This window comes from Saccharothrix longispora, from assembly GCF_031455225.1.
Lineage (GTDB): Bacteria > Actinomycetota > Actinomycetes > Mycobacteriales > Pseudonocardiaceae > Actinosynnema > Actinosynnema longispora.
The window spans coordinates 6,363,118-6,374,768 of sequence record NZ_JAVDSG010000001.1 but is presented as its reverse complement, the minus strand read 5'-3'; the positions used below and the strand labels follow the sequence as shown (position 1 = coordinate 6,374,768).

13 protein-coding genes and 3 tRNA genes are annotated in these 11,651 nt (G+C 73.5%); 6 read left to right on the top strand and 10 right to left on the bottom strand.

From position 1 onward, the window contains the following. Positions 1-12: 12 nt before the first annotated feature. Positions 13-552: a hypothetical protein gene (locus J2S66_RS27125; protein ID WP_310310101.1), complete on the bottom strand. Its 540-nt coding sequence runs from the start codon at positions 550-552 to the stop codon at positions 13-15. Positions 553-876: 324 nt separating this feature from the next. On the opposite strand from J2S66_RS27125, the gene J2S66_RS27120 reads away from it, so the two are divergent. Further along, complete coding sequence (locus J2S66_RS27120) at positions 877-1,704, top strand: glutamate ABC transporter substrate-binding protein (protein ID WP_310310100.1); 828 nt, start codon at positions 877-879, stop codon at positions 1,702-1,704. Positions 1,705-1,941: 237 nt separating this feature from the next. After that, positions 1,942-2,145, top strand: coding sequence for a cold-shock protein (locus J2S66_RS27115; RefSeq protein ID WP_310310099.1), 204 nt, complete (start codon positions 1,942-1,944; stop codon positions 2,143-2,145). A gap of 105 nt (positions 2,146-2,250) precedes the next feature. On the opposite strand, the gene J2S66_RS27110 is transcribed toward J2S66_RS27115, so the two are convergent. From J2S66_RS27110 to J2S66_RS27095, 4 genes are all read right to left on the bottom strand, one after another. Continuing rightward, positions 2,251-2,565: a hypothetical protein gene (locus J2S66_RS27110; protein WP_310310098.1), complete on the bottom strand. Its 315-nt coding sequence runs from the start codon at positions 2,563-2,565 to the stop codon at positions 2,251-2,253. Positions 2,566-2,766: 201 nt separating this feature from the next. Continuing rightward, positions 2,767-4,983: a heavy metal translocating P-type ATPase gene (locus tag J2S66_RS27105; protein ID WP_310310097.1), complete on the bottom strand. Its 2,217-nt coding sequence runs from the start codon at positions 4,981-4,983 to the stop codon at positions 2,767-2,769. Next, positions 4,980-5,186: a heavy-metal-associated domain-containing protein gene (locus tag J2S66_RS27100; protein WP_306743838.1), complete on the bottom strand. Its 207-nt coding sequence runs from the start codon at positions 5,184-5,186 to the stop codon at positions 4,980-4,982. The genes J2S66_RS27105 and J2S66_RS27100 overlap by 4 nt, the downstream gene beginning before the upstream one ends. A 45-nt stretch (positions 5,187-5,231) precedes the next feature. Further along, the gene (locus J2S66_RS27095) at positions 5,232-5,564 is read right to left on the bottom strand and encodes a hypothetical protein (RefSeq protein WP_310310096.1); all 333 of its coding nucleotides are present in this window, start codon (positions 5,562-5,564) and stop codon (positions 5,232-5,234) included. A gap of 164 nt (positions 5,565-5,728) precedes the next feature. On the opposite strand from J2S66_RS27095, the gene J2S66_RS27090 reads away from it, so the two are divergent. From J2S66_RS27090 to J2S66_RS27075, 4 genes are all read left to right on the top strand, one after another. Then, positions 5,729-5,974: a hypothetical protein gene (locus J2S66_RS27090; RefSeq protein ID WP_310310095.1), complete on the top strand. Its 246-nt coding sequence runs from the start codon at positions 5,729-5,731 to the stop codon at positions 5,972-5,974. 435 nt (positions 5,975-6,409) lie between these two features. Continuing rightward, a tRNA-Glu gene (locus J2S66_RS27085) sits at positions 6,410-6,482 on the top strand. A gap of 45 nt (positions 6,483-6,527) precedes the next feature. Further along, a tRNA-Asp gene (locus tag J2S66_RS27080) sits at positions 6,528-6,601 on the top strand. A gap of 35 nt (positions 6,602-6,636) precedes the next feature. Further along, a tRNA-Phe gene (locus tag J2S66_RS27075) sits at positions 6,637-6,710 on the top strand. A 74-nt stretch (positions 6,711-6,784) separates the two neighbouring features. On the opposite strand, the gene J2S66_RS27070 is transcribed toward J2S66_RS27075, so the two are convergent. From J2S66_RS27070 to J2S66_RS27050, 5 genes are all read right to left on the bottom strand, one after another. After that, positions 6,785-6,997 carry a hypothetical protein gene (locus tag J2S66_RS27070; RefSeq protein ID WP_374726134.1) on the bottom strand — a complete coding sequence of 71 codons (213 nt, stop codon included), beginning with the start codon at positions 6,995-6,997 and terminating at the stop codon, positions 6,785-6,787. A gap of 527 nt (positions 6,998-7,524) precedes the next feature. Next, on the bottom strand, positions 7,525-8,604 hold the full coding sequence (locus J2S66_RS27065) for a hypothetical protein (protein ID WP_310310094.1): 1,080 nt from the start codon (positions 8,602-8,604) through the stop codon (positions 7,525-7,527). Positions 8,605-9,003: 399 nt separating this feature from the next. Then, complete coding sequence (locus J2S66_RS27060) at positions 9,004-10,596, bottom strand: CHAT domain-containing protein (protein ID WP_310310093.1); 1,593 nt, start codon at positions 10,594-10,596, stop codon at positions 9,004-9,006. After that, the gene (locus J2S66_RS27055; RefSeq protein WP_310310092.1) at positions 10,593-11,033 is read right to left on the bottom strand and encodes a hypothetical protein; all 441 of its coding nucleotides are present in this window, start codon (positions 11,031-11,033) and stop codon (positions 10,593-10,595) included. The genes J2S66_RS27060 and J2S66_RS27055 overlap by 4 nt, the downstream gene beginning before the upstream one ends. Next, positions 11,030-11,575: an RNA polymerase sigma factor gene (locus J2S66_RS27050; protein ID WP_310310091.1), complete on the bottom strand. Its 546-nt coding sequence runs from the start codon at positions 11,573-11,575 to the stop codon at positions 11,030-11,032. Before J2S66_RS27050 ends, J2S66_RS27055 begins: the two co-directional genes overlap by 4 nt. Positions 11,576-11,651: the final 76 nt, after the last annotated feature.

Here is an 11,651-nt window from a genome sequence, read left to right as displayed (position 1 = left end):
TCGGGCGGGCCGCTAGACGAACCGCTCGCAGGCCACGCCGTCGCGGTCCAGGTCGAGGTGGTGGCGGTCCCGGCCGTGCACCTCGACCCGGGTCACGCCCTGGTCCCGCAACCAGCCGCACCGGTCCCACACCCCGCGCGGGAACCACCGCGGGACGCAGACGCCGTCGGTGGTGTAGGCGGGATCGCAGTTTCCGCCGTCCGGCGGGGGCGGTGGCGGCGGTGGGGGCGGTCCGGGGGGCGGCTGCCGGTCCGGTGGCGCCGGCGGCTGCTCGGCGGGGGTCTCCCCGACCGGCCGCGGTTCCGGCGGTGGTGGCGGCGGCTCGGGGCGCGGCGGCGGCGCGACCACCACCACGGGGGTCGTGGACCGCGCGACCTCGACGGTGGTGGTGAAGGTCGCGCTGAGCACCTGCGCGGGACCGGCCGGGGTCGGGTCGACCCGGCGCGCGTCGACGGGGCGCGGCCCGTCGACGAGCATGGCCAGCGCCACCAGTCCGGCGGACGCCAGCACGAGCGCCGCGCCGGCCAGTCCGGTCCGTCTGCCACTGCTCATCCCAGCACCCGCTCCAGCGTTCCACGGTGTCACGTGGAATCGGTTCCGCGGGCCGGCGCGTTACGCCCCGCCCGTCACCGCAGGTGGTCGGCCGCTCACGCCGGGTCCGACGCGCTCGACCCCCGGGCCGCGACGCGCCGCCCGCGCTGTCGCCCCACGGCCGAGTCGGGTGGCTCACAGACCTCGTTGGGCCGAACGGCCCAGTGGAATGGGCCGGTGCGACCTTCGTCGCACCGAAGATCCCCCTGCGCTTGCTTAGCATGGGGAACGTCCGGCGCGTCGATCCGCGCCGCGTTCCCCGAGCACCCGAGAGGTACGCAACCCATGCTGTTGCGACGACTGCTGCCCGCGACCGCCGTGGTGGCGGCCCTGTTCTCCAGCGCCGCGTGCGGCGGCGCCGACGACGGCACGCTGGAGGGCAGGGCGGACGACGGCAACCTCACCATCGGCATCCGCTTCGACCAGCCCGGCCTGGCCCAGCGCAGGCTCGACGGCAAGTTCGTCGGCTTCGACGTGGACGTCGCCAAGTACGTGGCGGCGCAGCTCGGCGTCGAGGAGAAGGGCATCACCTGGAAGGAGGCCCGCTCCGCCGACCGCGAGAAGCTGATCACCGAGGGGGCCGTCGACTTCGTCGTCGCCACCTACTCGATCACCGACAAGCGCAAGGAGCAGGTCGCCTTCGCGGGCCCGTACTTCCAGACCGGGCAGGGCCTGCTGGTGCGGTTCGGCGACACCGAGATCACCGACCCGGCGCACCTCGACGGGAAGCGCCTGTGCTCGGTGACCGGCTCGACGTCCGCGCAGAAGGTCAAGGACCAGTTCGCGAACGACGTGGAGCTGGTGGAGTACGGCCAGTACTCCGACTGCGTCACCGCGCTGCTGGCGGCCAAGGTCGACGCGGTCACCACCGACGAGGTGATCCTCGCCGGGTACGTGGCGGAGAACCCCGAGCTGCTCAAGCTCGTCGGCGAGCCGTTCACCACCGAGCGGTACGGCGTCGGCCTGCGCAAGGAGGACGGCAAGGGCCGGGCGGACGTCAACGCCGCGCTGGAGAAGATGGTGAGCACCGGCGAGTGGCGCGCCGCCCTGGAGCGCAACATCGGCCAGGCCGACGTCGAGCTGCCCGAACCGCCCGAGGTGACGGAGAAGTAGGCCCCCTCCGGGGCGGGAGCTGATCCCGGGCTGACCAAAGGCTGCCGAACGGTAGTGCTGAAGGTCACCCAACCGATACCCTCGGCGACGCAGGCCGTGGTTTCTGTGTTCGTGTCTCACGCTCGCGGAACGACACGCGGGCGTGCCGTCCCCGCTGGTGGCAGCGGGGGAAACGCCCCCGGGACGGCCGGGGTTGCACGGTGCAGCCCCAAGCTTCCCTGCGATGGAGGCAGGTACATGGCACTGGGCACTGTCAAGTGGTTCAACTCCGAGAAGGGCTTCGGCTTCATCGCCCAGGAGAACGGCGGGCCGGACGTCTTCGTGCACTACTCGGAGATCCAGGGCCAGGGGTTCCGCACCCTGGACGAGAACCAGCGGGTCGAGTTCGAGATCGGGCAGGGCACCAAGGGTCCGCAGGCCCAGAACGTGCGCAAGGTCTGATCCCACCCGGGGCTGCTCCCCCGAAGTCCCCACACAGCACGACGCAGGCCCCCGACCGGTTCCGGTCGGGGGCCTGTCCACGTCGTTCCGGGGTCGCTCCCGGGGTCAGTAGCCGCGCTGGCGGGCTTCCCACTCCAACCGCTGCATGACCCACTCGGTGGCCAGCGCCTGGGGGGAGGTCTGCCGCTCGGCGGCCAGTTCCTTCAACTGCTCGTTCGCCATCAGCTGGAGGCGGAGCTGGTAGACCTGCGCGTTGCCGAAGCTGCTGCCGGCGCCCGTGGTCTCCGCGTCCGCGGTCTCCGGTGCCAGCGCCGCGAGGTAGGACTGGAGCTCCTCGTCGGGGACGAGCTCTTCCTGCTGTTCACGGTGTGGCGGGCGATGCCGGCCGGACTTCGAGCGTCCTAGCGATCCAAGAGGCACCGCGCCACGATAACGGTTGGATTGCGGAACCGGGTAAACTGTGGCCTGGGTCACACTTGTGTGCATGGAGAGGCCCCCGCGCCAGGGGGAGGAACGCGGGGGCCGGAGGGGATCTCCACAGGTGCTGACCGGGGGTGTGTCAGCGAATCGGATTGTTGCACGCGCACCCGGACGAGGGGAGTGGGTTCGCGGTAAAAATCTTCAGCCCGCGATCCCGCGGAAGCCGCGCAGCCGCAGGCTGTTGGTCACCACGAAGACGCTGGAGAACGCCATCGCCGCACCCGCCAGCATGGGGTTGAGCAGACCCAGCGCGGCCAGCGGCAGCCCCGCCACGTTGTAGGCGAACGCCCAGAACAGGTTGCCCTTGATCGTGCGCAGCGTGCGGCGGGACAGCCGGATCGCGTCGACCGCCACCAGCAGGTCGCCGCGCACCAGCGTCAGGTCCCCCGCCTCGATCGCCGCGTCCGCGCCGGTGCCCACGGCCAGCCCCAGGTCCGCCTTCGCCAGCGCGGGGGCGTCGTTGACGCCGTCGCCGACCACCGCCACCACGCGGCCCTCGGCCTGCAACCGCTCCACCACGGCGACCTTCCCGGCGGGCAGCACCCCGGCGACGACCTCGTCCACGCCCACCTCGGCGGCCACCGCGCGGGCGACCACCTCGTTGTCGCCGGTGAGCAGGATCGGCGTCAGCCCCAGCGCCCGCAGCTCGCGCACGGCCCGCGCGCTGGTCGGCTTCACCTCGTCCGCCACGGTCAGCAGGCCCAGCGGCCGGCCGTCGGCCGTGACGGCGACGACCGTGCGACCACCCCGTTCCGCCTCCGCGGCCGCGGCCGCCAGGTCCTCGGGCAACCCGGCGTGGCCGGGGCGCGACGCGGTCACCCGGCGGCCGTCCAGCACCGCGGTCACGCCGACGCCCGGCGTGCTCGCGAAGTCCTCCACGGCGGGCAGCTCGCCCACCTCGGCACCCGCGCCGCGCACCACCGCCGCCGCCACCGGGTGCTCCGACGGGTGCTCGACCGCGCCCGCCGCGCGCAGCAGCTCGGCGCGCGTCACGCCCTCCGCCGGCAGCACGTCCACCAGGGTCGGCCGACCCGTCGTGACCGTGCCCGTCTTGTCCAGCACCACCGTGTCCACCCGGCGCGTCGACTCCAGCACCTCCGGGCCCTTCACCAGGATGCCGAGCTGCGCGCCCCGGCCCGTGCCGACCAGCAGCGCCGTCGGCGTGGCCAGGCCCAGGGCGCACGGGCACGCGATCACCAGCACCGCGACCGCCGCCGTCACCGCGAACTCCAGCGGGCGACCCGCCAGCAGCCAGCCCGCGAGCGTCAGCGCCGCGATGCCCAGCACCACCGGCACGAAGACGCCGGAGACGCGGTCCGCGAGCCGCTGCACGTCCGCTTTGCCCGACTGCGCCTGCTCGACCAGCTTCCCCATCCGCGCCAGCTGCGTGTCCGCGCCGACGCTCGTGGCCCGCACGACGAGCCTGCCGCCCGCGTTGACCGTGCCGCCGACCACCCGGTCGCCGACCCCGACCTCCTCGGGCGCCGACTCGCCGGTGACCGCGGACCGGTCCACCGCCGACGAGCCCTCGACCACCACGCCGTCGGTCGCGATCCGCTCACCGGGCCGCACGGCGAAGCGCGTGCCCGTCCGCAGGGCGTCCACCCCGACGCGGGTCTCCCGGCCGTCCTCGTCCAGCACGGCCACGTCCTTGGCGCCCAGCGCGAGCAGCGCCGCGAGCGCCGCGCCCGCCCGGCGCTTCGCACGGGCCTCCAGCCACCGGCCGAGCAGCAGGAACACCGTGACGCCGACCGCGACCTCCAGGTAGACGTCACCGGTCGTCGACGGCCGCGGCACGAGGCTGAACCCGTGCCGCATCCCCAGCTCGCCCGCCTCGCCGAGCACCAGGGCGTAGACCGACCACAGGTAGGCCACGACCACGCCCATCGACACCAGGGTGTCCATGGTGCTCGCGCCGTGCCGGGCGTTGACCGCGGCGGCCCGGTGGAACGGCCACCCGCACACCCACACGACCACGCTCGCCGACGCGAGCGAGAACCACTGCCAGGCCGGGAACTGCCAGGCCGGGACCATCGACAGCACGACCACCGGCGCGCCGAGGAACGCCGCGACGCCGACCCGCAGGCGCAGCTCGGCGGCGTGGTCGTCCTCGACGGGCCCCTCGGGCGCCCGGGTGGGCGCGGACGCCCCGTACCCGGCCGCCTCGACGGTGGAGACCAGGTCCGCGACCGCCATGCCGACCGGGAAGTCGACACCCGCCTTCTCGGTCGCGTAGTTCACCGACGCGGTGACCCCGTCGAGCTTGTTCAGCTTGCGCTCGACGCGGCTCGCGCAGGACGCGCACGTCATGCCCGTGATCGCGAGCTCGACGTGCCGCCTGGTCTCCGTGCTGGTCATACGAGCTTGTACCCGGCCTCGCGGATCGCGGCCGCGACCTCGTCGCGCGACAGCTCACGGGTGCTGGTCACGGTGACCGCGCCCGAGTCGAGCGCCACGTCGACGCCGGTCACGCCCTCGACGTCGACCAACTCCTCGGTCACGGAGCTGGCGCAGTGCCCGCAGGTCATGCCCTTGACGGTGTAGGTGCTGGTGACGGACATGGGTCCTCGTCTCCTCGTCGGTGCCGGCCACCGCCAAGGATACCCCTAGGGGGTAGAGGTGTCGTCCGCTGGGGGCTCCAGGTGGGCGATCTCGCCCTCCAGTCGCTGGACCAGTTCCTCCAGGCCCGCGAGCATCCCGTCCAGCTCGCTCATCTTGTCGTTCATCAGCCGGTCGATGTCCGCCTCGATGTCCGCCAGCGAGAGGCCGCCGAACAGCTCCTGCCCGGCGGGCTGCCCGGTGCCGTCCGGGGTCGGGCCGGCGTTCGGCGTCTCGTCGCGCGGCTGATCCGACGACGGCGTGCCGGCGGTCGGGGGCGTCCCCGCTGCTGCATCCGTCACCGCTGGTTCCGGCGTCTGCCCCGCTACCGGTTCGGTCATGGGTTCCACCCTCCTCGTTCGCGCCAAGCACACCACGCGGCGCTCGGCACCAAGTGGCCCACACGGAAAGTGACACTCCGTCGCACCTGAATCACTCTCCGGGGGGCTGCGGCGGTTCGACGGGCTCGCTTAGCCTCGCGCCAACCTCAAGTCGGGGAGGCGTCATGAGCGGGTCCCTAGAAGTACGTCAGTTCCTGTGGAACCAGGACGACATCACGTCCAGGCCGGGCAGTGCGGGAGTGCCCGCCCAGCGGACCGGTGAACCATCGCGGATCTCGGACGAGCAGGTGCACCGGGCGCGGCTCTCCGTCGCGCGCGGGGCCACCAGTGCCGAGGACTGCCGGTTGCTGCTCGACATGCTCGGGCTGTCGCCGGGTGAGGACGGGGGCCTGCCGCCCGTTCAACGCTAGACGCGCAGGTGGCGACCCATCCGAGACGCGCACCCCCCGGAAGCGCGTCTCGGGTGGGCCGCTTCGGAACATACCGAGCGGTTTTCGGCCGGGCAATGCCCGCACGCCCGGGGGTGCCCCGGTCGTGTCCGGGCGACGGCTCCCGGCGACCGACCGCGCCGGCCGGGTGGGCGGGGACGGGTCGTGGTCGTGCCGCCGCACCGTGCCGCGACACCGGGTGGCGGTCGAGCGGTGGGTGATCGGCCGCCGATCGGCCGCCGAGTGGGTGCCCAAACGCCCCTGGGTGCGCTTCGGGCGAACAGGAATCGCAGGTCAGGCGTTTGTCGGACCCCCGTTTTGGAGCTGCGAGGCATCGTGCCCTATGCTTACGATGCTTCCACCGGACAGCGTGGAGGGCCTGGGAAAAGGTGGCCCAAGGGCTGCCGGAGGAACTGGGTCCCCATCGTCTAGCGGCCTAGGACCCCGCCCTTTCAAGGCGGTAGCGCGGGTTCGAATCCCGTTGGGGGCACGTAGTACAGTAGGATCAGCAGTGCAGCAGGACGCAGTACAGCAAGGCCCAGTGGCGCAGTTGGTTAGCGCGTCGCCCTGTCACGGCGAAGGTCGCGGGTTCGAGTCCCGTCTGGGTCGCAAGGCAGTTCGGCTGCAAGGCCGGGCGGCTGCCTGGCCAGGTAGCTCAGTTGGTACGAGCGACCGCCTGAAAAGCGGTAGGTCGGCGGTTCGACCCCGCCCCTGGCCACGCTCCCAGGAGAAAGCCCCAGCGGATTACCCGCCGGGGCTTTTCCATTTTCCGGGTGCAGAACCGCGGACTCGTCAGCGGAATCGGACGAACGCCAGCGCCTGGTCGTCGTGCACTTTCGAACGCCGCCACTTCGTCCGGTCCGGATCACCCGATTCGGCGACGCGAATCGCGTCCAGCACCGCTTCGGGGCCATTTTCCGACGTGATCTCCGCCACCTCCCGCCAGTCCGCGAAGAGGCTGTAGTCGTCCACGCCGCACGCCACGCCGTCGGTCGCGAGCAGCACGGCGCGCACCTCGTGCCGGGGCCAGGTCCGGCGCACGGCCCGGTGCGCCGCCGCGGGGGTTCCTCATGTCAACCGAGGCGCGAGATCCCGATTACGTACATGGTCGGGGCGATGATCACCCGATCGTGTCTGTCCCGTCGGGTCCGGCGCAGCCCCTCGATGAGCCGGAACCCGACGGTGCCTGGTGGGACCTGCGGCGGGGACGCTCCAGGGATTGGCGTCCCCTGCCGCAGGTTCCTGTGCGGTCCCGATCGCTGCGGGGGCAGCGCTGCGATGGGACCTTCACCCGTTCGTGCCGGGGCGCGGTCGGCAGGAACGGGAGTTCAGGGGTGGTGCTGGGAGGTAGGGGTGGTGCTGGGAGTGCGCGCGTCAGCGCTTCACGGCTGCCACTTCACGGCTGCCACTTCACGCTGCCGCTCCACGGCTGCGCGGAGGACACCCGCACGGGCTTCGACCTGGTGCGGGACTGCGACGTCACCGTGCTCGGCCCGACTCGCCCCGACGGGCGCAGACCGGTGCCGCGGTGCTCAGTCGGGTGATGTGCTGGGCAGTCCCGGGATGCTGCCCGGTGAACGCCAGTCGTTCCGCCGCTCCGCCGACGACGCGGTGAGCGGGTACGGGGTCGACTCGGTGGTGAACGCCGCGATGACGCCACCGCGGTGGCCGCCGCCGCTGTCGGTGCTGCTGTTCGACGACGCGGTCGGCCCGCTCGGTGCGTGCTTCGGCGCGGGCGCGGGCGCGTTCGGCTCCGGCGCCTCCCAGATCACCTCTACCTGCGTGGTGACCTGGGGTGACGTCATCGGCTCCTGGTCGAACGGGGTGGTCCAGGCGACCGCCGGGGGCGCCGGGTGCCGTGTGGCCGCCTCCTCGGTGGCCGCCGGTTCCGCGGGCGGGGCGGCGGGGGTCGCCGCTGCCACTGCCGCCGCCTTCGCGGCCACCTTCGCCTCGTACGCGCGTGCGGGCATCGCGTTGTCCGCCCTGCCCGCGTAGGTGTAGCCGGAGAAGCCGTCGTGCTCCGCTTCCGGACCGGATTCGGATTCCGGCCCTTCGAGCACCTCGGTCCCGAACGGACCGTCCTCGAACGGACCGTCCTCGAACGGGGCGGACCCCAGCGGAGCCGATCCGAGGGCGACCGAACCGAGCGAGGCCGACCCGAACTGGCTGCCGTACGACAGGGCGTGGCCGACCGGGACCGCGTCGGTCAGGTCCACTCCGGCCAGGCTCGCCCCGGGCACGTTCGCGCCGGTCGGTTCCAGGCCGCCCAGCACCTGCGCGGTCAGGGTCGCCGGCTCGAAGACCAGGACGGTCGGGGCTTGCCCGACCGGGTGCCCGGGCACGTCGACCACCGCCGGGTACAGGTCGGACGCGGAGGGCATCGGCGACAGCGACCCCGCGGTCGGCAGCACGCCGGACAGTTGTCCGGCCACCTGCCTGTCGAGCGCGATGTTCACCGTGTCGAGGGACTTCGACGCCTCGTCCGGGTGATCTGCGGTGTCGGCCGACGCGGAGCCGGCGCACACCAGCCACGCCGCCGTCGCCAGCCCGCTCACGGTGAGTGCCCGCAGCAGCAGCGACCCGCTGCGGCGCACCGCGTCGGAGACTGCCACTGCTGATCACCACCGTTCCGGGTACGGCGAACGGGACGGACCGTTCGAGGTCGACGTTGTGCTATGTCTAGCACTGGTCACCCGATTTCCGAACGTTCTCGCGCGGAACCCACTCGGAAGGGCGGTGTGGTGCGGCTGTCCGGGTTGTCGTGCCGGTCCGTGAACACCGTCCGTCGCGCTTACCGCATCGGGTGACGATCCCTCACGTCCTCTGTGGACGAACCGTCGGCTGTCCGAACGCGACGGTCCACATCGCTCCCTGCTGCGTGAACCGCGATCGGGCAGGAGGGCGAGGTGGCGAGGGGATGATCTTCGAGGGGGGTCGGCTACCGACGAAGTACTTCAACCGATCGGGTGAGCACATGCTGGGTGGACCGGCTGATCCGAATGGTGTTCGCATCATCCGGCCCCGACGCAGACGAAGCCGAGGTCGCCGTGCTTCGCCTGCGCGTCGGCCAGCGCCTGCGCGGGGCGGTCGAGGTTCGCGTGCAGGTCCACCATCAGGTCGACCACGCGGCGGTCGTCGGGCACGGCACGGACGCTCTCCACCACGACCCTCGCACCCCGCCGCAGCAGCACGCCCGCCAGGCCGGACGCGCACGCCGACAGCACGACCACCGCCGGCACGCGCGGCAGGGCGGCGAAGTCGTGACCGTGCAGCGGCCCGTCGTCCAGGTGCAGGTGCGAGAACATCTCGTCCTCGTGCACGCCGTGCGCCGCGACGTGCAGGACGTCCGCGTCGAGCATGCAGTGCAGCGTCTCGTCCACGGTGGAGCGGTACCGGCCGCCGTGCCGCCGCCGCAGCACGTCGACCTCGTACCGGGCGTGGCGCAGGTCGGGGCCGGCCACCCACAGGCGGTCCGCCACGGCGAGCGGTCGCTGGTCGGCGCGGAACCAGCACGTCGCCGACGGCGCGATCGACACGGCGCGGCCCCGCGCGGACGGCAGCCCCGCCCACGGCACCCGCGCCAGCTCGGGGCTCGGCACGACCACCAGGGGGCGGTCGCCCGCCGGCCGCAGCAGCCGGTCCAGCTCCGCCACGGCCTGCGGCGCGGTCGCCAGCGACAGGGCGCGGACGTGCCGGGCGGTGGCCGCGGCCTCGCCGAAGTCGTGCAACCGCACCCGGCCGGCCGCCACGGACACCGCGACGAGCCTGCCCCGGTGGCTGAGGAAGACCAGCAGGGCGCGGTCGCGCAGCGCGTCCACGACGTCGGTCAGCGGCGCGGCCCGCCGCACGGTCGTGGTGCGGGAGAGCCGGCGGATCTCGCGTTCCAGCAGCGCGACGCGGACGTGGTCGGCCCGGGCGCGGGCGAGGCGGAGCTCGGCACCGGCGCGCGCGGCCTGCGGGGTGGGCGCGGGGGTGCGGCGGCACTCGCTCCAGCGCCAGGCGGAACGCGCGTCGCGGCTGGTCAGGGCGTGGTCCAGGGCGATGTCCACCAGGTCTCCGTGGGTGTCGGGGTCGTGCAGGGCGAGGCCCGCGCGGCAGGCGGCGACGGCGTCGCGCCGGGTGGTCGACAGGCGGGCGCGGGCCAGCCAGCCGATGGCCCTCGACCGGTCGGTGCCCCGGTGCCGGCGGGCCGCCGCCTGGTCGGGGGCGTGGGTGAGGCGCAGGTCGGCGGCGTCGTCGTGGTGCCCGTGCCGGTCGCAGGCCTCGGCCACGGCGGTGGGGCGGCCCGGCGCGCCCGCCCGCAGGGCCACGGCCAGGGCCGCCGGCGCCCAGGACGGGCGGTCGTGCTCGCGGAACAGGGCCTCGGCGTCGGAGGCCAGGGCGCGGGCGGTGTCGTGGTCGCCGGCCCGGAGGGCGCACCGGGCGGCGAGCAGCAGCGCTTCGGGCAGCCGGCACGCCACGGCCGGGCGGAGGACGGCGGTCGCCTCGCGCACCAGGCCCGTGGTGAGGAGCGCTTCGGCGAGGGTGAGGGTCCGGTGGGTGCGCGCCCGGTGGGCGGTGCCGTCGACCGGACCCCCGCCGGGGCGGGGCCGGCGGGCGGTCATGCGGTGAACCACGGGGTCGCCAGGTCGCGGGCCGGGGCGTGCAGGACGAACCTGACCGGCCCGAACGGGACGTGGTCCACGTGGAACCAGCCGTCGGTGTCGATCCGCGCCCTCGTCTCGCCGCCCGGCCTGCACACCAGCACCACGCCGGTCAGCGCGGGCAGCGTGGTCGGGCTGATCAGCCCTGTGGCGTGCAGGCCGTTCTCGACGTGGTCCAGTTGCAGGTCCAGGCCCGCGAACCGGAGAGTCCTGCTGCTCCCCCGTCCGCGCACCCCCGGCGGCGTGGTGTGGGCCGAGTCGGTCAGCAGGCGGATCGGGGTGGCGTCGGTGCGCTCGGCGAGGGCGGCCCTGGCCCGGTGGGCCAGGACCTCGGGGGTCGGGTCGAGCCGGTCGACCAGGTGGGCCAGGGCGTCGAGCAGTGCGCGGTCGGTGGTCATCGGGCCACCTCCACGCCCAGGCGTCGGCGCAGTGCCGCCAGGCAGCGGGCGCGGGTCGGGCCCAGGCTGTTGAGCGGGACACCCACGGCGTCCGCCACCTGCGAGAACGACAGTTCCGGGGCGAACGCGGCCAGCCTCAGCACCTCGCGGCAGCGGTCGGTGAGGGTGGCGTAGGCCTGCCAGAGGCGGGTTCTGGTCTCACTGGTCAGCGCGAGGTTCTCGGGTGTCGCGCCGTGGTCCGGCAGGTCCCAGACCTCGATCGGGTCCTCCCGGCCGCGCAGGCGCAGCACGGCCAGCGACTCGTGCCGGGCGGTGGTGACGAGCCACGCGCCCAGCCGGTCGGGGTGGCGGATGCGCTGGAGGTTCTCGGCCAGCGCGAGCCACGTGGTCTGGCAGACGTCCGCCGCGTCGTCCGGGGCCAGGCGGTGCGATCGGGGCACCGCCCACACCAGGCGGACGTAGCGGCGGACGAGTTCCTGCCACGCGGACCGGTCGCCCGCGTGGGCGAGGGTCAGCAGTTCGGCGTTGTGTCGATCTTGCACGAACCACAAGAGCGTGCCCTCTGACCTGCCGATACCTGTGACGCACGATGGAGTGGTATCGGGAACCGAAGATCGT

Excerpts from the sequence above, each read along its gene's own strand:
- J2S66_RS27120 (WP_310310100.1), top strand. The coding sequence starts at position 877 with ATGCTGTTGCGACGACTGCTGCCCGCGACCGCCGTGGTGGCGGCCCTG.
- J2S66_RS27090 (WP_310310095.1), top strand. The coding sequence starts at position 5,729 with ATGAGCGGGTCCCTAGAAGTACGTCAGTTCCTGTGGAACCAGGACGAC.
- J2S66_RS27105 (WP_310310097.1), bottom strand. The coding sequence starts at position 4,983 with ATGACCAGCACGGAGACCAGGCGGCACGTCGAGCTCGCGATCACGGGC.
- J2S66_RS27125 (WP_310310101.1), bottom strand. The coding sequence starts at position 552 with ATGAGCAGTGGCAGACGGACCGGACTGGCCGGCGCGGCGCTCGTGCTG.
- J2S66_RS27115 (WP_310310099.1), top strand. The coding sequence starts at position 1,942 with ATGGCACTGGGCACTGTCAAGTGGTTCAACTCCGAGAAGGGCTTCGGC.
- J2S66_RS27095 (WP_310310096.1), bottom strand. The coding sequence starts at position 5,564 with ATGACCGAACCGGTAGCGGGGCAGACGCCGGAACCAGCGGTGACGGAT.
- J2S66_RS27060 (WP_310310093.1), bottom strand. The coding sequence starts at position 10,596 with ATGACCGCCCGCCGGCCCCGCCCCGGCGGGGGTCCGGTCGACGGCACC.
- J2S66_RS27100 (WP_306743838.1), bottom strand. The coding sequence starts at position 5,186 with ATGTCCGTCACCAGCACCTACACCGTCAAGGGCATGACCTGCGGGCAC.
- J2S66_RS27055 (WP_310310092.1), bottom strand. The coding sequence starts at position 11,033 with ATGACCACCGACCGCGCACTGCTCGACGCCCTGGCCCACCTGGTCGAC.